Source organism: Levilactobacillus yonginensis, from assembly GCF_964065165.1.
Lineage (GTDB): Bacteria > Bacillota > Bacilli > Lactobacillales > Lactobacillaceae > Levilactobacillus > Levilactobacillus yonginensis_A.
The window spans coordinates 1004423-1026227 of record NZ_OZ061549.1; the positions used below are offsets into that span (position 1 = coordinate 1004423).

Annotated in this window: 23 protein-coding genes and 1 other RNA gene; 5 read left to right on the forward strand and 19 right to left on the reverse strand. The window is 47.3% G+C overall.

Features of this window, described 5'->3' with window-relative positions:
- Positions 1-251: 251 nt before the first annotated feature.
- Complete coding sequence (locus tag AB3Y94_RS04970; protein ID WP_125683436.1) at positions 252-890, reverse strand: redox-sensing transcriptional repressor Rex; 639 nt, start codon at positions 888-890, stop codon at positions 252-254.
- 470 nt (positions 891-1360) lie between these two features.
- Between AB3Y94_RS04970 and AB3Y94_RS04975 the strand changes: the two genes are divergently transcribed.
- Together AB3Y94_RS04975 and AB3Y94_RS04980 are read left to right on the forward strand one after the other, a co-directional pair.
- On the forward strand, positions 1361-3313 hold the full coding sequence (locus tag AB3Y94_RS04975; RefSeq protein WP_367295280.1) for an ABC-F family ATP-binding cassette domain-containing protein: 1953 nt from the start codon (positions 1361-1363) through the stop codon (positions 3311-3313).
- Positions 3314-3535: 222 nt separating this feature from the next.
- A complete protein-coding gene (locus AB3Y94_RS04980) occupies positions 3536-4366 on the forward strand; it encodes a hypothetical protein (protein WP_367295281.1) in 831 nt (276 codons plus the stop codon).
- A 399-nt stretch (positions 4367-4765) separates the two neighbouring features.
- Here the strand turns inward: AB3Y94_RS04980 and tsaD are convergent, their stop codons facing one another.
- From tsaD to AB3Y94_RS05060, 16 genes are all read right to left on the reverse strand, one after another.
- Complete coding sequence (tsaD, locus tag AB3Y94_RS04985) at positions 4766-5809, reverse strand: tRNA (adenosine(37)-N6)-threonylcarbamoyltransferase complex transferase subunit TsaD (protein ID WP_367295282.1); 1044 nt, start codon at positions 5807-5809, stop codon at positions 4766-4768.
- 62 nt (positions 5810-5871) lie between these two features.
- Positions 5872-6456, reverse strand: a complete 585-nt coding sequence (gene rimI / locus AB3Y94_RS04990) for a ribosomal protein S18-alanine N-acetyltransferase (RefSeq protein ID WP_367295283.1) — start codon at positions 6454-6456, stop codon at positions 5872-5874.
- Entirely contained in the window at positions 6440-7162 is a 723-nt protein-coding gene (gene tsaB, locus AB3Y94_RS04995; protein WP_367295284.1) for a tRNA (adenosine(37)-N6)-threonylcarbamoyltransferase complex dimerization subunit type 1 TsaB, read from the reverse strand. The genes rimI and tsaB overlap by 17 nt, the downstream gene beginning before the upstream one ends.
- A gap of 174 nt (positions 7163-7336) precedes the next feature.
- Entirely contained in the window at positions 7337-8077 is a 741-nt protein-coding gene (locus AB3Y94_RS05000; protein ID WP_367295285.1) for an acyl-[acyl-carrier-protein] thioesterase, read from the reverse strand.
- Positions 8078-8082: 5 nt separating this feature from the next.
- On the reverse strand, positions 8083-8964 hold the full coding sequence (gene rsmI, locus AB3Y94_RS05005; RefSeq protein ID WP_367295286.1) for a 16S rRNA (cytidine(1402)-2'-O)-methyltransferase: 882 nt from the start codon (positions 8962-8964) through the stop codon (positions 8083-8085).
- Positions 8965-8973: 9 nt separating this feature from the next.
- Positions 8974-9312 carry a DNA replication initiation control protein YabA gene (locus AB3Y94_RS05010; RefSeq protein ID WP_125683422.1) on the reverse strand — a complete coding sequence of 113 codons (339 nt, stop codon included), beginning with the start codon at positions 9310-9312 and terminating at the stop codon, positions 8974-8976.
- Between the two features lie 28 nt (positions 9313-9340).
- Positions 9341-10354 carry a DNA polymerase III subunit delta' gene (holB, locus tag AB3Y94_RS05015; protein ID WP_367295287.1) on the reverse strand — a complete coding sequence of 338 codons (1014 nt, stop codon included), beginning with the start codon at positions 10352-10354 and terminating at the stop codon, positions 9341-9343.
- Between the two features lie 9 nt (positions 10355-10363).
- The gene (locus AB3Y94_RS05020; protein WP_125683418.1) at positions 10364-10693 is read right to left on the reverse strand and encodes a cyclic-di-AMP receptor; all 330 of its coding nucleotides are present in this window, start codon (positions 10691-10693) and stop codon (positions 10364-10366) included.
- A 25-nt stretch (positions 10694-10718) separates the two neighbouring features.
- The gene (gene tmk, locus AB3Y94_RS05025; RefSeq protein ID WP_367295288.1) at positions 10719-11360 is read right to left on the reverse strand and encodes a dTMP kinase; all 642 of its coding nucleotides are present in this window, start codon (positions 11358-11360) and stop codon (positions 10719-10721) included.
- Positions 11361-11716: 356 nt separating this feature from the next.
- A complete protein-coding gene (locus tag AB3Y94_RS05030; protein WP_125683414.1) occupies positions 11717-11968 on the reverse strand; it encodes a YaaL family protein in 252 nt (83 codons plus the stop codon).
- An 11-nt stretch (positions 11969-11979) separates the two neighbouring features.
- Positions 11980-12579 carry a recombination mediator RecR gene (gene recR, locus AB3Y94_RS05035; protein WP_367295289.1) on the reverse strand — a complete coding sequence of 200 codons (600 nt, stop codon included), beginning with the start codon at positions 12577-12579 and terminating at the stop codon, positions 11980-11982.
- A 22-nt stretch (positions 12580-12601) separates the two neighbouring features.
- Positions 12602-12919: a YbaB/EbfC family nucleoid-associated protein gene (locus AB3Y94_RS05040; RefSeq protein WP_367295290.1), complete on the reverse strand. Its 318-nt coding sequence runs from the start codon at positions 12917-12919 to the stop codon at positions 12602-12604.
- A gap of 20 nt (positions 12920-12939) precedes the next feature.
- Positions 12940-14709 carry a DNA polymerase III subunit gamma/tau gene (gene dnaX / locus AB3Y94_RS05045; RefSeq protein WP_367295291.1) on the reverse strand — a complete coding sequence of 590 codons (1770 nt, stop codon included), beginning with the start codon at positions 14707-14709 and terminating at the stop codon, positions 12940-12942.
- Between the two features lie 292 nt (positions 14710-15001).
- An RNA gene (gene ffs, locus AB3Y94_RS05050) (signal recognition particle sRNA small type) lies at positions 15002-15088 on the reverse strand.
- 179 nt (positions 15089-15267) lie between these two features.
- Positions 15268-15759 (reverse strand): nucleoside deaminase, encoded by a 492-nt coding sequence (locus AB3Y94_RS05055; RefSeq protein WP_367296483.1) that lies wholly within the window; start codon positions 15757-15759, stop codon positions 15268-15270.
- Between the two features lie 67 nt (positions 15760-15826).
- The gene (locus AB3Y94_RS05060; protein WP_367295292.1) at positions 15827-16429 is read right to left on the reverse strand and encodes a class I SAM-dependent methyltransferase; all 603 of its coding nucleotides are present in this window, start codon (positions 16427-16429) and stop codon (positions 15827-15829) included.
- Positions 16430-16628: 199 nt separating this feature from the next.
- Between AB3Y94_RS05060 and nrdH the strand changes: the two genes are divergently transcribed.
- From nrdH to nrdF, 3 genes are all read left to right on the forward strand, one after another.
- Positions 16629-16856 (forward strand): glutaredoxin-like protein NrdH, encoded by a 228-nt coding sequence (gene nrdH, locus AB3Y94_RS05065; RefSeq protein ID WP_125583309.1) that lies wholly within the window; start codon positions 16629-16631, stop codon positions 16854-16856.
- A 105-nt stretch (positions 16857-16961) separates the two neighbouring features.
- On the forward strand, positions 16962-19127 hold the full coding sequence (nrdE, locus tag AB3Y94_RS05070) for a class 1b ribonucleoside-diphosphate reductase subunit alpha (protein WP_367295293.1): 2166 nt from the start codon (positions 16962-16964) through the stop codon (positions 19125-19127).
- Positions 19128-19172: 45 nt separating this feature from the next.
- Positions 19173-20168, forward strand: a complete 996-nt coding sequence (nrdF, locus tag AB3Y94_RS05075) for a class 1b ribonucleoside-diphosphate reductase subunit beta (RefSeq protein WP_125683400.1) — start codon at positions 19173-19175, stop codon at positions 20166-20168.
- 216 nt (positions 20169-20384) lie between these two features.
- Here nrdF and AB3Y94_RS05080 read toward each other — a convergent pair whose 3' ends face one another.
- Together AB3Y94_RS05080 and AB3Y94_RS05085 are read right to left on the reverse strand one after the other, a co-directional pair.
- Positions 20385-21266 carry an IS3 family transposase gene (locus AB3Y94_RS05080; RefSeq protein WP_289670704.1) on the reverse strand — a complete coding sequence of 294 codons (882 nt, stop codon included), beginning with the start codon at positions 21264-21266 and terminating at the stop codon, positions 20385-20387.
- A complete protein-coding gene (locus tag AB3Y94_RS05085; RefSeq protein ID WP_260338565.1) occupies positions 21266-21796 on the reverse strand; it encodes a helix-turn-helix domain-containing protein in 531 nt (176 codons plus the stop codon). The genes AB3Y94_RS05080 and AB3Y94_RS05085 overlap by 1 nt, the downstream gene beginning before the upstream one ends.
- Positions 21797-21805 lie beyond the last annotated feature (9 nt).

Genomic DNA, 21805 nt, shown 5'->3' on the forward strand with positions numbered 1-21805 from the left:
CAGCATTAGCAACATTGCTACGACCAAATCTCTTCGCACTACGACGATCAGAGATTCCGCCTGTTATGGGGCCTATGCCACCATAGCTGATTAAATGACCCACTCCGTTTCCTAATTTAGGTGCTAGCACGATTGCTACAGCAGGTTTGACTAGCCTTCAAAGCTTTCAATTCTTCGTCAACGCAAAAAAAGAAGCCATGATTTTATCACGGCTTCCCCTCACCTAAGTGACGCATTGCAATACGCGTTGCTTAGTTTTTATCGTTATAATGTTCCAAGAAATAGATCAACGTTTGCAACTCGTTGGTCAAATCAACGTTTTGTACCCGAATGTTTTTTGGCACCGTGATCCGCAGTGGTGTGAAGTTCAAGATACCCTTGATACCACCAGCAATGGCGTTGTTCGTTACCTCTTGTGCAACGGGTGATGGCACGGTCAAAATTGCCACTTCAATCTGTTGTTCTTCCAGCTGCGTTCGTAAATCAGTCATAGGATAGATCGGTACCCCACTCTGAATGGTGTTTGCGATGTCTTCATTCACGTCAAAAGCTGCACTGATCCGAACATTACTGTCTTGGTGAAAGTTGAAATTCAACAACGCGTGACCCAAGTTACCAACACCGATCAAGGCAACGTTGGTCAAGCGATCTTGGTTCAAGATCTTCTTGAAAAACTTCAATAAACTTTCGACATCATATCCGTAACCTCGTTTACCTAGGGCACCGAAGTAGGAAAAATCACGCCGAATAGTTGCAGAATCAACTTTAACGGCCTCTGATAGCTCGGTCGATGAAACACGTGTCTTGTCCGCGTCCAGCAAAATATTCAGGTAACGGTAGTAAATTGGTAACCGTTTAGCTGTTGCGCGGGGAATCTTTTGGTCTGTCAAATGAGGGCCCTCCTAATCAATAGCACTCGTTGTCACTCCGTAAATGACAACATACACTTTAAATACAATCCGATTGTGAAATTAACTTTCTTAAAGATTATAGCATAACCACTCGTCTTGTGAAACAAATTGCAAATATTTTTCACAATTTTTTACAAATTTCGGTCTAGAGTCAGAATATGATAAAATAGATTGTATTGGTAACCATTGTGCTTAGCCCCCACGGCTGGTAGCGTCCCATCGCGGTTTACTCGCTGATTACGGTTCGCAATTACTCACCAAAAAGCGCTTGATCAAGTCTCAACTTGTCACATCTAAATTCTTCACTAACTTTAATAAACTTGCCATAACTAATTAAGGGACTCAAGTCTTCAGCCGTCATTAAATTTACCAGCAGTGGTAATTCCCCGCTGGCATCCCTTCCAAAAAAATTAAAATTGAATTTTCGAACATAAGGAGGTTGGTTCAACGTGATTCTATTACAAGTGCAACAAGTGACGCGTCGGTTTGGTGCCACCGTTTTATTTGAGAATGTCAGTATGGATGTCCCTGAACACGGTCGAGTCGCTCTCGTTGGCCGTAACGGCGCGGGTAAGTCGACTCTGCTCAAGATGATTGCCGGAGAAACCCGGCCTGACGTTGGCCAGATCACCACCAAGCGTGGCCTGACAATGGGCTATCAAGCACAAAATGCTGGCCTGGCCTCCACCAAAACCGTTTGGAACGAAATGCTGAGCGTCTTCGCAAAACTCCGTGCCATGGAAAATCGGATTCACGAATTAGAAGTCGATATGAGTGACCCCACCGTCATTGCGGACGAAGAACGCTTTCAACAGGTCAGTGCCACTTATGATCAATTACAACAAGACTTCAGCGACCAAAATGGTTACGGCTATCAGGCCGAAATTCGCGGCGTATTGCATGGATTTGAATTTGGTGAGGAATACTATGACAAACCCATCAATGAACTATCCGGTGGTCAGCGAACTCAGCTTGCCCTGGCGAAACTCCTATTGGAACGCCCCGACCTCTTAATCCTCGATGAACCCACCAACCACTTGGACGTTGAAACCTTAACCTGGTTGGAAGGCTACCTGCAGGGGTATCCGGGCGCTATCCTGGTTGTTTCTCATGACCGGTACTTCCTGGACCACGTAGTCAACGACGTCTACGATATGGCACACGGGGGCTTGGTTCACTACCCTGGTAACTACTCCCATTACATTTCATCAAAGGCCGAACGGCTCCGCCAGGAATGGAAGGAATACGACAAGCAACAAGCTGAAATCGGCAAACTTGAGGACTTTGTGAATAAAAATATCGTTCGCGCTTCCACAACCAAACGAGCCCAGGCTCGCCGGAAACAGTTGGAAAAAATGGACAAGATGGATAAGCCTGAGGGTGACGAAAAAGTTGCCCGGTTCACCTTTAAGCCCCACCGACAGAGTGGTAACGTGGTCCTGGACGTCGTTAATGGTGCAGTTGGATACGATGATCAGATTCTCTGTCAGCCCGTTAACCTAGATATTAAGAAACATCAGGCTGTTGCCATTGTTGGTCCCAACGGGATTGGAAAATCAACTCTCTTGAAAACGATTCTCGGTCGAATCCCGGCTATTCAGGGCCAAATCATCTTTGGTACCGGTGTGGATGCCGGCTACTACGACCAAGATCAAGCGACACTCCACGATAAGAAAACCGTTTTGCATGAGCTTTGGGACGATCATCCCACTACACCGGAGGGCGATATTCGTTCGATTCTAGGCAGCTTTCTCTTTACTGGAAGTGACGTCGACAAATCTGTCCACAGCCTTAGTGGTGGGGAACGGGCCCGGCTCCTTTTAACGAAACTGGCCCTGCGCCACGACAACTTCTTAATGTTGGACGAACCAACGAACCATTTAGACATCGATAGTCGTGAAGTGTTAGAAACCGCCCTGAACGAGTTTGACGGCACCATTCTTTTCGTTTCCCACGACCGGTACTTCATCAACCAAGTAGCCACGCAAGTCGTTGAGCTAGCACCGACGGGCACTACGCGTTACTTGGGTGACTACGATTACTACGTATCTAAGAAGGCTGAGCAAGATGCCTATGCTGCCAAAGAAGCAGCTGAAGCAGAGGCTGCTCACCCAACGGTCACAGCTCCCAAGCAAACGCAGGTCGACTATCAACAACAGAAGGAACAGCAAAAAGCCAAACGGAAATTAAGCCGGCAAGTAGACGCGCTTGAAGAAAGACTCGGCGATTTAGAAAAGCAAAAGACCGCAGTTGAAACCGAAATGAGTGCACCGGAAAACTTTAACGACGCCGGCAAACTCGGTGATCTTCAAGCTGATTTGACCCGAATTACGACAGAACTCGACAATACCGAGACTGACTGGACTGAAAAAAGCCTGGCGTTAGAGGAATTTGAGAATTAACGCGATTTAGTTTAAACCAGATAGCATTAGGGCCTGAGACAACCATCTCGGGTCCTTTTTTAATTTCCAATTCTACCGGAGCCGGCGAGTGGTTAACCCCTTCTTGTTTCCTCCCCATTTTTTATCTAATAATAGCTGACAATTTTAGAAACCGCCTTCTTAAACATGATATAATTCATTGAACATCGATTCCGGGGAACTAAAAATTAGGGGGACAATACCATGAAAAAGTTGCTAATAGCTGGACTCATTGCCATTATCGCAATATTTGGTCTATCACAATCTGGATCAGCTAAGACTAAATATTCGATTCAAAAACAATCATTTTGGCAAAAAACAACCATTAATCGTGCTAAATATCCAAAGAAGTCGATTGCAGTCTGGAATGCTAAACATACCAAGGTAAAGTTTTATTTGAAAGACTACCCCAACAACTCTTGGTATGGCCGTGGTAGCGAAATACTAAAGCACGGCAAGACCACCGCTAAGTACACTTACGTCACTGGGCACAACAAAAAGCATAATGACCTAGTCTCGGGATACGTTTGGCATGGTAACTTAGAATTAGGATTCGGCAAGGAGGAGCTTAGATCAAATTATGTGCTCTTAGACTTCTTTGTAAACAATGGTGACTACCTTAGTTATCTCAAAAAATCGCCATCTCAAAAAATAACTCGTGAAATCATCAAGCTGTTTCCGAATAACAAAGTAACGCTTAACATGACAAACATTGCTGCAGTAACTAATGCGAGTTACTTCCCCGACATTGCTCCGTCACCATATTCTGTCAAACCTGATTTGACCAAGTATACCGTCGTTAAATTCCCAAAAATAATTGCTTACCTGAATGCCAGTAAAAATACACCCGTAAAGACACGCATCAAGAAAGTAAAAGCAATTTTAGCTTCCTACGGGTACACGACCAACAAGTTAAAACACCTCTCAAAAAACTACCAAATTGGCCTTAACATCGTTGATAGTACGTATCGGACTACCTATAGTGGCTCAAATATGGATAGTGGGTATGCCTTCATTATCGGTAAGCACAACTAATCCTAACAATAACGCACAGCAAAAAGGACGGTCGCATTAAATGTGACCGTCCTTTTCTGATACCATTGTATTCTTTTAACTAGGCGTTGAAAGATAAATCATCTGCCCTAATCCAGTATTAGCGAGCACTGATACCGTCAAGTTCATGTAATCGCACCCCGCAGGCTAGCGATTCCGCCGTCTCTGATTGCAATTTATCCTAATAAACAGCAGAAGGTCTTGCGAATACCATTCTTTACGAGCTACTTGATAGTAAATTCACAATTTTTAGTTGGCAAAGGAAATCTGTGCGAGCTGGTGGCCGGTAAGGTGGAAAGACACACTGAATTGCCTGGCTTACCGGGTAATATTAGCGTTATATCTGGCTTAACCGCAACACAAAGACTTTCAATCTTTAAACTATTTAACGGGATCAGCCACCCAGTCGAATTCCAAACTAGGATCAGCATTCAACGTTGCGTCAGTAAAGACGCCGTGCTTAAACGCCACGTAGGCAAACGCCCCAATCATGGCAGCATTATCGCCACACAACTTGAGGGGAGCTTTAACTAGATGAGTCGTAGGATTGCTGGATAAATCACGTTCCAAACGTTCACGCAGCCCCTGATTGGCAGCCACACCACCAGCCAAGATCAATTGCTTAACGGGATAATCAGCCAGTGCCCGCTGGGTCTTCTCAGCTAAAACATCAACGACCGCCTGTTGGAAACTAGCGGACAAATCCTGCTTATTCAGGGTTTCGCCAATCTGATCAGCATGGTGCGTGGTGTTGATGAAAGCACTCTTCAACCCACTAAAACTAAAGTCGAAGTTGTCGTCCTTTTCCATTGCCCGGGGAAACTTGAACGTATCGTGGCCTTGGTGGGCCCACTCATCAACCGTCTTACCAGCTGGGTAGTTAACCCCCATGACCCGGCCGACTTTGTCATAAGCTTCACCGGCAGCGTCATCCCGCGTTTCACCGATGATTTCAAATTCATTTTCAGCTGGCATGTAAACCAGCTCGGTATGCCCTCCTGAAACTAACAGCGCCATAGCTGGAAATTCAATTGGTTCCACGTAACGGGCCGCATAGATGTGTCCCGCCATATGATTAACCGGGATCAAGGGTAAATTGTGGGCAAAAGCCACCGTCTTAGCCGCCGTCACACCAATCAACAAAGCCCCAACCAAACCAGGACCATAAGTCACAGCCACGGCGTCCAAATCATCATAGCCGACCTGGGCTTCGTTCAAAGCATCAGCGATGCATAACGTTACTTCTTCAATGTGATGCCGACTGGCAACCTCGGGCACAACGCCGCCAAACCGTTGGTGGCTCTTAATCTGAGTTGCCACAATGTTGGACAAGATTTTACGTCCGTCTTCAATCACCGCCACACTCGTTTCGTCACAACTCGACTCAAATGCTAAAATTAAATTTCGCTTATCCGTTGGACTCACTCCCTTTTTTAAACTCCCAAACATTCTCACAAAAAAAACGAGCGGCCAAGCGCCAACTCGCCTTAGTCTGAATCAGATTCATCATTTAAATACAACGTCATATCAGCAGCGTCTTCATGATCACCGAAGTAATACCCCCGCTTAATGCCAGATTGTTCAAAGTTCAACTCACGGTACAGCTTTTGAGCATTTTGATTTGAAACTCGAACCTCTAAACTCACGGACTTATAGCCCATCTGACGCGCCTTCTTGATCATGACACCTAATAGGAAACGGCCCAAGCCCCGACTTTGAAATTCTGGTAAGACGGCAATGTTGGTAATGTGAGCATCACGAGTCCGATCATCAAACGTGCTGCCAATGAAAGCCAACAGCCGGTCATCCTTCCGTACCACTAAGTACAACCGGTCTTTCTCGCGCCGTAATTCATTGGCAAACGCCGTTGAATCCCACGGTGCCTTACCCGCGTAGACCGCCTTTTCAATCTCAATCATTTCTGGAATGTCGGTAAACAATGCCTTGGCCACGAAGTAAGTGACATCACGAATCTCTACCCGGTGGTTCTTCACGTCCATAGCTTCCTCACGGGCAAGCTCATTTCGACTTCCAAATATATTTTTATACCAGACTTTAAATTTTTTCAACATATGATTCGACGTCCTCTTTCGGATTCTTAGCGCGCCATTCGGCTTCAGCCTGCGTCAAACGAAGATAGTTGGGCACGAAGCGGTCGACGTCCTTCACAGGCGTCATTTGCTGTCCTAATAAGCCAATTGTCGCCACTTGTGGCAAGTTCAACCAAGAACTAATTCGTGGTGTGGCAGCTGACACAGTGGTGTTAATCAGATCAGTGAAGTGATCAGCATCTCCCAAGAACCAGACAGGTTCTGCATATTCCTTAACGGCTTCCAAAAAAGTTGTAATACTCGTATGGCCATCTGCAATGACTGCCGTTGGTTGACCGTCTTTAATCCGATATAAACCAGCGAATACATTCTGATTACGAGCATCAAATAGTGGGGCCACCAAGGCCCCTTCAACTGGCACATTAGCAGCCAATGTAGCCAAGCTTGATACGGCTACCAGTTCGATATTCAACGTTGTAGCCAGTGTCTTAGCCGTTGTCACGGCAATCCGAATTCCGGTATAAGAGCCCGGACCAGCTGCCACAACGATACGGTCCAGGTCTGTTGGCTCTAACCCAGCCATACTCATCAAACGTTCAATTTCGGGTAACAAGTACTCTGCATGTTTTTGGTGAACGGTTACCGTGATGGCAGCTAACACCGTGCTGTCATCTAAGACGGCAACACTCAGCGGTCGATTTGATGTATCAATTGCTAAAATCTTCATAATTGCTTACGTTCCCCTTCACTGTGTTTCGCCATAACTTTTAAAATTCCGGAAACGCTAAAAGCGGTGTCACCGCTCAACGTCCGGCTGATTTTTCCGTTGACTGTCTTTATCAGTTTACTATACTACCACAAAGCCGTCGTGGCTACACCTTACCTGCCTGATTTTTCAGCTTTAGGCTTTTTTCCAAGTAACCGTGGCTTCCACCGCCGTGGTCGTTCCCAGCTTAACGGTATGTTGGGTGGTTGTAGGTGTCGAACGACGAACCTCACTGATCACTTGATGCCCATACTGGACTTCATTTTCAAACCGAATCTTGACGTCCGTTGGTTGCTGTTGCCGAAGAAAATCAGCTGGCAACGCATCCAGCATCCACTCAAAGTAATGCGCATTGTTCACGTGACCATTATTATCAATATCAAAATACCGCACCGCGTAAGGTTTAAAGACTCCCGTCAACGTTGCGTCAGCCCGATCCGGTCGTGGCAACCGTGGCAAGCGGGTCTGTTGCTCACTGGCATATGGTGCCATGACTGCGTCAGGGATTGTCGCAATCTTCCGGGTCTCATAACTCATCGTTACCCAGATACCTTCTCCATAGGCCAGTTGTTGACCAGTGGCATCGAATAGCCAGTACTCTCGGTAAGCAAAATACCGGTTGTATGAGGTGGCACGGGTCTTGACAGTCACCACATCCCCAGTCTGTGGCAGGCGGTTGATTTGGATATGGTACTGGGTAACCACCCAGCCCACACCCTGACTCTTAATAAAATCGGTAGTCAGGTTCAAGGCAGTATTCTGGTCCTCGGAGACCAACACAAATAAGTTGATCAACATGGCGAGGGTCAAGTGGGCCGTATCATCTACCTCGTAATAAACGACACGGTGTGTTTCTGAAAACTCATTTGCGGCCACCTAGGTCACTCCTTGTCTAAATGGTGATATTGTCGATAAATTTCTTGCTTCTTAACCCCTCTAAGGTTTGCTACTTCTTTGATGGCAGCGTTAGGCTTATCACCAGCCGCAATTAGCCGGTCAACCTGTACTTCAACGGGTTCACTCAGGTCGACGGCCGTAGTGGCAGTCGTAGTAGGCGCTGGATTACCGCCAACTAAGACAACAAATTCGCCCCGTACCGTATCATTGGTGGCCCAATCGGCCAATTCTGCTAAGGAGCCACGTAAAAATTCTTCGTAGCGCTTAGTTAACTCCCGACACAAAACGGCCGGCCGATCATCACCAAAACCAGCAGCTAAATTCTGTAGCGTCTTTTTTAACCGATGTGGTGCCTCGTAAAAAATCAACGTTTCTGGCCGTTGAGCTAAACTGTCAATTTCCGCCCGTTGATCCTTGGGCTTCCGGTCTAAAAAACCGTAGAAGTAAAATGGTTGTGGGGCTAAACCTGAGGCAATGAGCGCCGTTAAACCAGCGTTAGCACCCGGCAAAGGTACCACCGGAATGTGTTCTTCAATGCAGGCATTCACCAATTCGTGGCCCGGATCAGAGATGGAAGGCATCCCCGCATCACTGACCTGAGCAATGTCCATCCCCGCTTGCAGCTTTGTAATAAGCTGAGGAATTCGTTCCTGCGTGTTGTGTTCGTGAAAACTGATTTGCTTTGTCTCAATCTCAAAGTGATTGAGGAGCTTCTGCGTATTACGCGTGTCCTCTGCCGCAATCAGATCCGCATTTTGTAACGTCTTAACCGCCCGAAACGTCATGTCATCCAAATTACCGATTGGCGTGGGAACCAGGTATAGGTGCCCTTCCTCGTCACGCTGAAAACTTCGTCGTCGTTCCATTATTGCCTCCTACTGATCACGATAAATAACTTCTAAGCAAAAGGCACATTCCTCGTCTTGCTTACGCCGTGTCCCGTAAAATTCTCGACACACGTGAAACCCTTCCTCATACAATTTTTCCAGAATCTGTCGGGACTTCGATAATCCCTGGGGTGTCTCGGGGTCTTCCGGCAAGGTGCGCTGGAGTTCTCTGACCAGATCCCGCAGATGTTGATTTTCAATTTCTAATTCCGCATTCTGCTCAAAAACCTTAGTCATCTCTGCTTGTAAGTCAGAGAACTGGGCCGACATTTGGTCCAACTGCGCTTCAAGACTCTTAAATTGATCGTATACTTCCTGTTTATCCAAACTGCCACCCTCCAGTGCTAACCTGATTTTAACGCGTTACCTGCGCTAGGATTTGTAAAGTTAAGGCTTCTAAAATTGTTTGAAAATTCATGTTCCCCGCTAATTGACTGCGGGTGGCCAAAGTCAGTGTCACAATCGTGACTAACTGATCAATGGTCAACTGCCGTGCGACCTGTTGGCTGACCTGGGCCACTTGTGGAAATGCTAATTGGTCGCCCGCTTCACCAGCCTGTTGCCGCAATGCATCGTGCCAAACCTGCACAAGCATATCTAGGAGAACTCCCTGGCGATCACGATTCAACGCCAAGGGTAACAGTTCAGATTGCACGCGAACAAATGCGCGCTCATCGCCCTGACAGCAAGCTGTAAACCACTGGCCAACTTTGGTCTGGGCGTCCTTCAGCCAATCGTCGGTCGTTAGCTCCTGCGCTGCCTGCACACTTTCCGTCAACGTGGCTAATAGGTAGCGCTGGCTGGGCGCAATTCCAGCATCGGCTAAGGCACTGGCCAGTGCCTGTGGTGCCACCCGCAAGAAATCAACCACCTGCGTTCGCGATAGAATCGTAGGTAAAATCAAATTTTTGTTAGCTGTCAGCAACAAGGCCACCGTGTTGCCCACGGGTTCCTCAATAAACTTCAGCAAACTATTGGCTGCACTCGTGGTCATCCGGTCGACCTGATCCACAATAAAAATCTTCTGATTACCCTCAACCGCACTCTTGGTGAACTCGGCCTTGAGGTACCGAACCTGGTCCACTTTGATCCGTTGACCATCAGGAATCACCGTAACCACGTCGGGATGGTCACCAGCTAAAATCCGCCGACACTCGGAACATTGCCCACAAGGCAGCCCTTCAGCCGTAACATTTTGACAAAACAAACGCATGGCAATTGTTCGCGCCACCACCTGCCGACCCGTTCCGTCAGCCCCGTTGAAAAGATAAGCGTGGGATAGGTGTTGTTGCTGAATTAGGCGCATAAAGTGGCTTACCAATTGTGGTTGAAGCCGTTGGGCCGCAGCCACTACGGATTCTTCAGTCATCTCGGCCCCCTAAAAACGGTGAAATTGGTCAACTGGCATGACAAATACCGTCGCACCACCAACCTGAACTTCAACCGGGTACGCCGACGTACTGTCTAATTGCGCATCCAAGTTAACCGGTGGCGTCATGAACTGCTGCCGCGTGTGACTGGCTGCTTTGATCATGTCCAGCACTTCATCCACCCGTTCGTCCTCTAGCCCAATCATAAAGGTTGTGTTGCCAGACTTTAAGAAGCCACCAGTGGTGGACAGCCGAGTTGCCCGGATATCATGATCAATAAACTCATTGCTCAGCCGATTAGCGTCCTTATCTTGGACGATAGCGATTAGTAATTTCATTGTGAATTTCCTCCCTCAATGCCGGTTAAAAATACCTGCGGGCTATTTGCTTAATCAGTGCTAACGATTCCTGAACCACTTGGTCCGGGGATTGCGTCGCATCAATCAGCTTGATTCGGTCTGGATGGGCTACTTGCAAACGCAGGTAGGCCGCCCGCACCCGGTCATGAAAGGCCGCTTGTTCAACGTCGAGTCGATCAACTTTGTCAGGTTGTCGGTGCGCCTGAATACGCTGTAACCCCACCTCAGCAGGAACGTCAAAATAAATTGTCAGTTCAGGCAGTAAGCCATCGGTCGCGAATCTGTTCATCTCTTCGACTGCTTGCTCACCAATTTGCCGGCCCGCGCCTTGATAGGCAACGGAACTATCAACGTACCGGTCGCAAAGCACCAGTTGATTGGCCGCCAAAGCTGGTAGAATCGTTTCAGCTAAATGTTGTCGCCGTGCCGCTGCATAGAGCAGAGCTTCGGTTCGATAGTCCATGGCCGTATTTTTTCGATCCAAAATCACCGCGCGAATGCTCTCGGAAATGGGATTGCCCCCTGGTTCCCGGGTAATCGTCAACCGGTCGCCCAATAGCGGTGTAATCTGCGCCGTTATTGCCTTCAGTGCACTCGTTTTTCCCGCACCATCTGGTCCTTCAAAGCTAATAAACGTTCCTGACAAAATACTCGACCCCATTTTTGATTGATAGTTATATTGTACTTGAATTCAGAATTGATGTCTATTTGCATCCATTGCTTATCATGGGTTTAGTTATTAAATTAGGCGTTATTTTAGCTAACCCACACCAACGACTAAATTATACGTCCCATACTATCTAATTTAAGTGAATTTTGTCTTCTCAGCACCAAATTATTAAAACTTCAGCCAAGTAGCTGCTTTATCACCCTAAGGACGACCTCAAAGAGCTATTCAAATCCCCACCACAATAAGTTTTACTTAACTTCATCCTTAGATGCCAAGAGGCCGAGACTACTTGTCTCGACCTCCGTTTGGTTAATCTTCATCTGTTTACCCTGTTAATCGCGGAAAATAGCAGCTGAAATGTGCTTCCCACGGACTTTACGCCGCCGGGCTTCCCGGTACAAGAACAGGTACGTTTGCCGAGCTAACGCCGTGTTGGCAGTCATTTGATTGTCCGCATCGGCGATGGCTTCTTCTGTTTGCTTTGCATGATCCCAGCGGTCCTTCGCGGCATCGATGGTTGCCAAAAGCTGATCATCGTAAGCCGCCTTGAGCCGGGGAAGTTGGCGTTTCTTTCTACCGAACATCGGGAGACCTCCTACATTTCCGTTCGGCCTTCTACGGCCTTGAACAACGTCATTTCATCAGCATACTCGATGTCACTCCCCACGGATAATCCGTGAGCCAACCGTGTAACTTTAATCCCGGCTGGTTTAATCAAACGTGACAGGTACATCGCCGTTGCTTCACCCTCAGGTGTTGCGTTGGTGGCAATAATCACTTCTTTAATCGTCGGATTCTGTTGTAATCGGTTGATCAGACTAGAAATGTTCAAGTCCTCAGGTCCTTTGCCCTCAATTGGCGACATTACACCATGAAGGACGTGATACAAGCCGTGATATTCCTTCATCTTTTCCATGACCATGATATCCTTTGCTTGTTCAACCACCAAGACGTGGGACTGATCTCGCGTCTTGTCAGCACAAATTACACACGGATCACTCTCAGTAATATTGCCACAGATCGAACAAAAATGGAGATCCTTTTTGGCTGCAACCAGTGCCTTTGAAAAGGCAGTCACGTCGTCTTCCTGCATATCAATCGTGAAAAAGGCAAGTCGTGTGGCGGACTTTTGGCCAATTCCCGGCAACTTCATGTAACTGTCGATCAGTTGTGCAATTGGTTCTGGGTACTGCATGCCTCACAACGTCCTTTCTTAATTACATACCAGGGATGTTCATACCTTGTGTGTACTTCCCCATAGTTTGCTTTGTCGTCTCGTCAACCTTGCCTAATGCATCATTAACAGCTGCTAACACTAAATCAGCCAACATGTCAGGGTCATCCGGATCAATGGCTTCTGGCTTGATTGTCAAATCTGTCATCTTCCGTTCGCCAGTAAAAGTTGCTTGAACCAGGTCATCTGGTGATGTCCCAGTAAAACTTTGGGCGTTCAAATTAGCCTGGTCCTCTTCCATTTTCTTTTGCATTTGGCGCATTTGTTTCATCATGCTACCCATATTTCCCATGTTCCGCATCTTAATCATCCTTCCAGGTTTTAATCTTTTTTTACATCAACAATTTCTTTACCAAATAATTCTTCTGCCTTGGTGACAACTGGATTAGCTGCGGGTGTCGCCGGTTCTTCCGGCTCACCCTCTGCGTTATTTTGCAGCTCAGCCTTATGTGCCGTCAAGTAATTCTTTCGAATAACTGGCCACTCATCCTTCGGCACAAAGACGACCGGTAACGCGGCACCAATCATGCGGTCCAACCCGTTTTCCAAGGCATCCGTCAGCTCATTGTCAGTTGTTGCCCGCTGGTACAAGAACGAGTAGTCAAAGGCTACAATGACCCCTGAGTCCGCAGCCGCAACAGGCTGAGAAACCTTCATAACAGCCCGCTGGGTGACCGACAAACTATTCAATAAGTCTGGCCAAGCCTCCTGTAACTGGTTCAGCTTTTCTCGCGTAGCACTCCCTAAGACGGGATAAATTTTGGCTAAGTTAACTTCCTTAGCCGGTGCAGACTTGTTGACCCGGGGGTTAGCCGGAGCGGCCACCTTAGTCGGTACTGGTGCTTGCTCGAGATGCTTGACCGCAGAACGCAACTGATCAATTTCATGTTGTAGCTCTGCCACTGCTGGCGTTTCTCGCGCCTCGGTGGTTGCGGGCGTCGGTGTGTCAGGCGCGGCCGCATTGGGCATCACAACGGTCGATGTTGCAACCGGCGTCCCCGGTTGCCGACCAATTTCAGCCAGCTTAATCGTCAAAATTTCTAAATAAACATCTGGATGGGTCGTAAACCGCATCTGTTGTTGAATCGCGTTCAGCTCATTGATCATGGCGTACATGGTCTGGGCCGGCGTCTTTTCCGCTAACGCTTTAAAGTCATCGCTAACGCTACCCATCTCTGCTTCTTCGACCAATTGTGGTGCCTGCTGGTACAGCAGTAAGTCACGGGCGTAGCCAATCACGTCTTCCGTAAAGCGCTCAGCATCTTTGCCCGCTTCCAGCACAGACTGTAAGGTTGCTAACCCTGCTTTTGTATCCCCGGCAAGCACCTGTTGGACGTAGGTAGCCAAGAGCTCATGGGTGACACTTCCCGTGACGAGGAGGGCATTATCCAGTGTGATCTCGTTGTCACCAAAGGACAAAGCTTGATCCAGGATACTCAAGGCATCCCGCATACCACCTTCAGCCGCTTTTGCAATAACCTTAACTGCCTGGTCGTCGTAAGTCACATCCTTTTGTTTCAGGATGTAGATCATTCGGTCGTAACTATCGCTCGCCGCAATTCGCTTGAAATCAAACCGTTGTGTTCGAGAAATAATCGTCGCCGGAATCTTGTGTGGCTCCGTCGTCGCCAAAATAAAGATGACGTTAGCCGGTGGCTCTTCCAAAGTCTTCAGTAAGGCATTGAACGCACCAGTCGACAACATGTGGACTTCATCGATAATGTATACCTTGTAGTCCGCCACCGTTGGCGCATATTTCACTTTATCCCGAATGTCACGAATTTCTTCAACCCCATTGTTAGACGCCGCATCGATCTCAATGACGTCGTTTAGAGTCCCTTCGGTAATTGCCCGACACGTCTCACATTCGTTACAAGGTTCACCATCAGTTTGGTGGTGACAGTTGATGGCTTTGGCAAAAATTTTAGCCGCTGAAGTCTTCCCAGTCCCACGAGGACCGGCAAAGAGGTAGGCGTGACTGATCTGATTTGTGGTAATCGCGTTCTTAAGCGTTCGGGTAATCACTTCTTGCCCAATCATGTCGTCAAATCTTTGGGGCCGCCAGACCCGATAAAGTGCTTGATAAGCCATGCAATCCGTTCCCTTCCGTGAGGTTAAAATCATTTATTTAAGAGGCACATTTTTCAAAATTCACTGTTAACAATTATAGCCTTTTTCGTGGGTCCTCGCCACGGATTGACCGCAAGTATTTTGGGAATCTCCCGCACTTCCGGGCCAACCACTGCTGGAGCTCAAACCGTATCCGCTACCACAATAAAATATTTTTTCTTCCATATAAGTAGTTTCACTGGTAAATAGCTGAGTACCCAAAATTAGACACAAAAAAACTCCCAGTCCACGGACTAGGAGTTGGAATTAGCTCATAAACTTGAAGCACAAAGCGAAACGAACTTAGTGCTGCTTCCTTCCGGACCTGACACGATTCGTAAGCCCACCCTTGCTCCAAGGCCTTAACGGCAAATACTAGTGTATCATGATTTGGGGGGAGTGTCTAGGATGTTATTAAAGAGTGGTCGGTGAGACGCTTAGCTGATGAGCATTAACATCGTAAAAATGAGAATCCCGAACTTGGATTCGTATTTTTACGGGGTTGCCGCACCAACCACGTTTCGGCCGCCGCAGTCCACCTTACTTTTCAACTTGCTGGGACCGCTGCGCCGCCTTCCGAGCCTTTTTAGCCGCCTTTTGTCGCCTACGCGCTGCCTGGAAGAAATTTACCATGCGCTCGCCAGCACTCTTAGCCATCAAGCCTTCGTACACCGTCACCCGGTGATTCAGCCGGCTGTCTGTCAGCGTTTCGTAAAGGCTGTCGACCGCCCCCGCCTTAGGGTCTCTAGCGCCATAGTAGACCACTGGAATTCGTGAATTAATGATGGCCCCACTACACATGAGACACGGTTCAATCGTCACGTATAATTGGCAATCCTCCAATCGCCAACTGTGCAACGTGGCACAGGCCTCCTCAATCGCGCGGACTTCCGCGTGCAAGGTCGCATCGTTCCCATGTTCCCTAAGATTATGGCCGCGTCCCACAATTTGATCACCGTGAACAATGACCGCACCGATAGGAACTTCACCAATCAGGCCAGCCTGGTCAGCTTCAAACAACGCTTCCTCCATGTAGTGACGTTCCGTTGGGCTGTAACTGACTTGTCGCACGCGGACCATCTCCTTTCATTGCCGCCAGTTAATTCATTGTGCTTTCTAAGATGTAATAGCCTTTATCTTTCTTGATGATGGCACAATTACCAAACGTCTCCTTCATCGTCTTCTCAGCTGATGGTGCCCCCTGCTTCTTTTGAAGAACAACGGTCAACGTCCCCCCTGGCAGCAGGTGCTCCTTGGCTCCCGTCAGCATCGCTGTAACCACCTTTTTCCCAGCCCGGACCGGTGGGTTAGTAAGGATAGCTGCGTAACGCTCCGTGACGTCCGCATAGATATCTGACGTCTTGATTTCAACATTTTCGATTTGGTTAGCCACCGCATTTTGACGAGCCAGTGCTAATGCCAACTCATTCACATCGACCATTGTCACCTGTCGTTCAGGCCACTTCTTAGCCAATGCTAGACCGATAGGACCGTATCCTGTCCCCAAGTCAAGCCAGGGGCCAGCCGGCGTCTGGTCGGCATTGAAGGCCGCTAATAACGCCCGTGAGCCGTAGTCCACACGATTTTTTGAGAAGACACCGTTGTCGGTGGTAAACAACAATTCGTTGCCTAAGAGGGTAAACGGCCAATGATGTTCTTCGTGTAAAACGTCTGGATTTTGTGTATAATAATGATTAGTCAATATTTCCGCCACCTTTTAGACCTATTTTACCGTAGAAAACGGGTCGAGGCCAAACAAAATAAATTTAGCAGCTCAGACACCACATTTAGTAGTTATTGTATGTTCCAACTACCAAATATGGTGTCTTTTTTGATTGTATTTTTCCATATCTGGTGTACACTGAACACATTGATAATGAAATTTAGAGGATGTGGCAACAATGAAAGTAACGATTTACTCAAAGAACAATTGCATGCAGTGCAAGATGACAAAGCGTTTTCTCAGCGAACACAACGTGGAATTCGAAGAACGCAATATTAACCAGAATCCAGAATATGTGACTTATCTAAAAGAAAAAGGTTTCCAGGCGGTTCCCGTAATTGAAGCACCCGGTCACCCAGCCTTTTATGGCTTCCGACCTGATCAATTAACCCAAATCGCGGGCTAATTTAAGTTCGGCACTAACCCGTCTTGGCGACGTCGTGTCTGTTCACGGTGGCGCTTTTTTGTTTGATTTTTCGCACCTTATTGAGAGAAAGAAGAGTTGATTAGCATGAGCCTAAAGGACTTAAAGAACGTCACGTATTATGATTTAAACAACGAGATCAACATCCCCGTCAACGGCCAGATTCCGTTAAACAAGGATCAGGAAGCACTCCAGGCCTTCATTGAAGAAAACGTCGAACCCAATACTAAAAAGTTTGCATCATTGAGCGACCGCTTCGACTACTTAATTAGCAACAATTACGTCGAAAAGCACGTCATTGATCAGTATGACTTCAGTTTTATTGAAGACCTGTACGCCTTTCTGCGTGGTCAAAACTTTCACTTTAAATCCTTTATGGCGGCGTACAAGTTCTATGCCCAGTACGCACTGAAGACCGACGACAACGACTTTTACTTAGAGAACTTTATCGATCGGGTTGCCATGAACGCCTTAGACTTCGCCGATGGTGACGAACAATTGGCGCACGACCTGGCCGACGAAATCATTCATCAGCGGTACCAACCCGCTACCCCCAGCTTTTTGAACGCGGGCCGTTCACGTCGAGGTGAATTAGTCTCCTGTTTCTTGATCCAATCGACTGACGATATGAATACCATTGGCCGGACCATCAATTCCGCCCTACAACTTTCCCGTATCGGTGGTGGGGTCGGCATCAGTCTCTCCAACTTACGGGGCGCCGGTGACCCAATCAAACACATTGAGGGGGCTGCCTCCGGGGTCGTGCCAGTCATGAAGCTGCTTGAAGACAGCTTTTCTTACTCCAATCAATTGGGACAACGGCAAGGTGCTGGGGTGGTTTACCTGAGCGTCTTCCACCCAGATATTGTAGCCTTTTTGAGTGCCAAGAAAGAAAATGCCGACGAAAAGATTCGGCTCAAAACACTGTCACTGGGTGTCACTGTGCCCGACAAATTTTATGAACTTTGTGAACAGGACGCGGACATGTACCTCTTCAGTCCTTATGACGTAGAACGAATCTATGGCAAGCCTTTCTCCTACGTGGACATCTCAACTGAGTACGACAACATGGTTGCCAATCCTGACATTCACAAGAAAAAGATGAAAGCCCGGGATTTGGAAACCGATATTGGAAAGCTCCAACAGGAATCCGGTTACCCTTACATCGTCAACATTGACACGGCTAACCGTGAAAACCCCATTGATGGGCGTATCGTCATGAGCAACCTGTGTTCCGAAATTATGCAAGTTCAGACACCTTCCACCGTCAACAACCAGCAGGAATACGTCAAGCTTGGTACCGACATCTCTTGCAACCTGGGGTCGACCAACATTGTCAACCTGATGACGTCACCGAATTTCGGTCACTCCGTGGAAACTATGGTGCGGGCGCTGACGTTTGTGACGGATCATTCGGATATCGACGTCGTGCCATCCATCCAAAAGGGTAACCACCTCGCCCACACGATTGGGCTAGGAGCAATGGGCCTGCATAGCTACTTTGCCAAGAACCACATGATGTACGGTTCTAAGGATAGTGTGGCCTTTACCAGCACCTACTTCATGCTCCTAAACTACTGGACGTTAAAAGCCTCTAACCAGATTGCTAAGGAAAAACACGAAACATTCCACAACTTTGACAAGAGTGCTTACGCTTCCGGGTCCTACTTTGACCGTTACACGGAAAAAGATTGGCGACCAACCAACGATAAGGTCCAAGACCTCTTCGCTGACGTTTGGTTACCCTCGCCTGAAGACTGGGCTGACCTCAAGGTTGCCGTCATGCGCGACGGTCTCTATCATCAGAATCGAATGGCCGTTGCACCTAACGGATCGATCTCCTATATCAACGATACGACTGCCAGTCTGCACCCCATCATCAACCGGATCGAAGAACGCCAGGAAAAGACGATCGGTAAGATCTACTACCCAGCACCTTACCTGGACAATGACACCATGCCTTACTACAAGTCTGCTTACGACACCGACATGCGCCGGGTCATCGACGTTTACGCCGCTGCCCAAAAGCACGTGGACCAAGGAATGAGTCTGACATTGTTCATGCGTTCAACGATTCCAGCCGGCCTGTACGAGTGGAAAAACGGCCGCACTGATAAGATGACGACGCGGGATCTCAGCATTTTGCGCAACTATGCCTATCGCAAGGGTATCAAATCCATCTACTACGTACGGACATTTACCGATGATAACAACGAAGTCGGCGCCAACCAGTGTGAGAGTTGTGTGATTTAACAACTTCCCCTACCTGTAAAACAGACCGCAAAAAGGAGTGGCATCATGGCAAGAACTGAAAATTATAATGCAATCAACTGGAACCAAGTTTCCGATGAAATCGACAAAGCCACCTGGGAAAAACTCACGGAGCAATTTTGGCTGGATACCCGGATTCCCGTTTCCAACGATTTAGATGACTGGCGTACGCTAGATACTGACCATAAGTGGGTCGTAGGTCACGTCTTTGGGGGCTTGACCCTGCTAGACACGCTTCAGTCTCAAGATGGGATGGCCGCCCTGCGACGGGACGTCCGAACGCCACACGAAACGGCCGTGCTGAACAACATCCAATTCATGGAATCCGTTCACGCTAAGAGTTATTCCACCATTTTTTCCACGCTGAACACGCCGGATGAAATTGACGAAATCTTCCAATGGAGTGATTCTGAAGAATTTCTCCAAAATAAGACCAAGCGCATCTATGATCTCTATCACGATGATGAACATCCATTGAAGAAAAAAATCTCAAGTGTGTTCTTGGAAACCTTCCTGTTCTATTCCGGTTTCTTTACGCCCCTCTACTACCTGGGACACAACAAGCTCAACAACGTCGCTGAAATCATTAAATTGATTTTGCGCGATGAATCCGTCCATGGGACCTACATTGGTTACAAGTTCCAGCTTGGCATGAAGGAACTGACGGACAACGAACAACAACAGATGAAGGACTGGATGTACGACTTTCTTTACAAGCTCTACGCTAATGAGGAACAATACACCCACACCCTGTACGACCAAATTGGCTGGTCGGACAAGGTTCTAACGTTCATCCGCTATAACGCAAACAAAGCCTTGATGAACCTGGGCCAAGATCCCTTGTTCCCCGACACTGCTGAAGACGTCGATCCCGTGGTCATGAACGGTATTTCCACATCAACGGCCAACCACGACTTCTTCTCACAAGTTGGGAACGGTTATCTCTTAGGTAACGTTGAAGCCATGAATGACGATGATTACAATATCGGTGAGCCAGCTGATCCGCAAGATCCAAGTAAATAAGCGCTAAATAAAATGCCGCAAACGATTGGGAAATTGCCAACCGCTTGCGGCATTTTTATTCATTTAATCAAAGTTCGAAAACCGTTATCAAACCAAAACTAGTAAGGCGTTATTCGTCTCACCCAGCCACCTGCTGTGGGGAACGCCTCCGGCCTGAAAAACAGTCCTGCGGTTCACTTCAGTTTTGAAGTGAACCCTTAAAGTTGGACACAGAATTTACGCTGCCTTCTGGATGGCGAGTTCCCGGTATTTTTCCGGGGACTTGCCATCCAGTTTTGTTTTGATCCGACGTTTATTGTAAAAGTTAATCCAGTCAGTCATAGCTTGAGTCAAGTCTTCCTTGTTCTCAAAATGCTCATCCATAACTTCGACCTTCATGATGTGGAAGAATGATTCAACTGCCGCATTATCTAGACAAGTTGCTTTGCGTGACATGCTTTGAAATACGCGATGTTCTTTGAGTGTTTCTCGCCAGAATTTATGTTGATACTGGAATCCCTGATCCGTGTGGACTGTTGTTCGATAACCTAACTTTGGCAGTCCTTCCAATGCTTCTCTAAGCGGCTTTAGGGCAAATTCTACTGTTGGATGGTCACTGATGTTGAAGGCTAAGACTTCGCCTGAGAAGAGGTCAATCACTGGTTCTAAATAGACCCGTTCACTTTGGCTCATACCACCGTATCGAAATTCACTGACATCTGTAACGAGTTTTTGATAGGGTCGGTCCGTTTTGAATCGTCGGTTCAACCGATTAGGCGCAATTTTACCAACGGATCCTTTGTATGAATTATATTTACGTTTTTGCCGATTGTACGCTAAACAAAGCCAATCATGCTCATGCATTAGACGCAAGACTCGTTTATGATTCACCGTGAATCCATGCTCCTGTAAAGCTTTAGTTAGTCGCCGGTAACCATACTTCTTGGTGTACTTAGAATCTTCCTGCCGGATCTCATCGATTGCCTGAATGATTGGAGAATCATCCAGCTTTTCACGCTGACGATGTGAGCGTGCGTAATAATACGTACTTCTTGGTACTTTGACGACCTTGAGTAGGAGCTTGATGGGCACTTGAAAGACCTGCCTTAACTCGGTCACTACTTGCGAGATTTCTTGTCTGCTGACTTCTTCTGAGCTAAGGCATCGAGTTTTTTTAGGTATTCATTCTCAATCTTTAACATCAAGTTTTCTTGTTTTAATTGCTTCAATTCATCGGCGGTACTGGAGTTATTGCGACTCTTTGAAGGCTTCGTTTGCTTATGTTTAGCCATGATTTTAGGCTTTCCTCGCTTCCGTTCAAGGCCAGCGATTCCTTGCTCCTCAAAGCGCTTCTCCCATTGCCAGATGGTGCTTGGCGAAGATAGATTGAAGTGCAGAGCCGTTACCGGAAGCGAGGCCTGATGTTGTTTTCTCCAGTTTAATACATCAACCTTGAACTGACTAGAATATTCTGGCTTCTGATCCTTCAGCTTCAATCCAGCTATACCGTATTTCCGGAAGCGACTAACCCAAAGAAGGATAGTTTCTTCCTTGCTGATACCATGTTTTCTGGCCAATGAGGTTGATCCAACTCCACTCAAATATTCAGTGACGACCTTAATTCTAAAATCTAAATCAAACTTAACCATAGTAAAACC

Bases quoted from the DNA above. Each gene is read 5' to 3' on its own strand.
- AB3Y94_RS04980 (WP_367295281.1), top strand. From the start codon at position 3,536: ATGAAAAAGTTGCTAATAGCTGGACTCATTGCCATTATCGCAATATTT.
- rimI (WP_367295283.1), bottom strand. From the start codon at position 6,456: ATGTTGAAAAAATTTAAAGTCTGGTATAAAAATATATTTGGAAGTCGA.
- tsaB (WP_367295284.1), bottom strand. From the start codon at position 7,162: ATGAAGATTTTAGCAATTGATACATCAAATCGACCGCTGAGTGTTGCC.
- rsmI (WP_367295286.1), bottom strand. From the start codon at position 8,964: ATGGAACGACGACGAAGTTTTCAGCGTGACGAGGAAGGGCACCTATAC.
- holB (WP_367295287.1), bottom strand. From the start codon at position 10,354: ATGACTGAAGAATCCGTAGTGGCTGCGGCCCAACGGCTTCAACCACAA.
- AB3Y94_RS05020 (WP_125683418.1), bottom strand. From the start codon at position 10,693: ATGAAATTACTAATCGCTATCGTCCAAGATAAGGACGCTAATCGGCTG.
- AB3Y94_RS05030 (WP_125683414.1), bottom strand. From the start codon at position 11,968: ATGTTCGGTAGAAAGAAACGCCAACTTCCCCGGCTCAAGGCGGCTTAC.
- recR (WP_367295289.1), bottom strand. From the start codon at position 12,579: ATGCAGTACCCAGAACCAATTGCACAACTGATCGACAGTTACATGAAG.
- AB3Y94_RS05040 (WP_367295290.1), bottom strand. From the start codon at position 12,919: ATGCGGAACATGGGAAATATGGGTAGCATGATGAAACAAATGCGCCAA.
- dnaX (WP_367295291.1), bottom strand. From the start codon at position 14,709: ATGGCTTATCAAGCACTTTATCGGGTCTGGCGGCCCCAAAGATTTGAC.
- AB3Y94_RS05055 (WP_367296483.1), bottom strand. From the start codon at position 15,759: ATGGAGGAAGCGTTGTTTGAAGCTGACCAGGCTGGCCTGATTGGTGAA.
- nrdH (WP_125583309.1), top strand. From the start codon at position 16,629: ATGAAAGTAACGATTTACTCAAAGAACAATTGCATGCAGTGCAAGATG.
- nrdE (WP_367295293.1), top strand. From the start codon at position 16,962: ATGAGCCTAAAGGACTTAAAGAACGTCACGTATTATGATTTAAACAAC.
- nrdF (WP_125683400.1), top strand. From the start codon at position 19,173: ATGGCAAGAACTGAAAATTATAATGCAATCAACTGGAACCAAGTTTCC.
- AB3Y94_RS05085 (WP_260338565.1), bottom strand. From the start codon at position 21,796: ATGGTTAAGTTTGATTTAGATTTTAGAATTAAGGTCGTCACTGAATAT.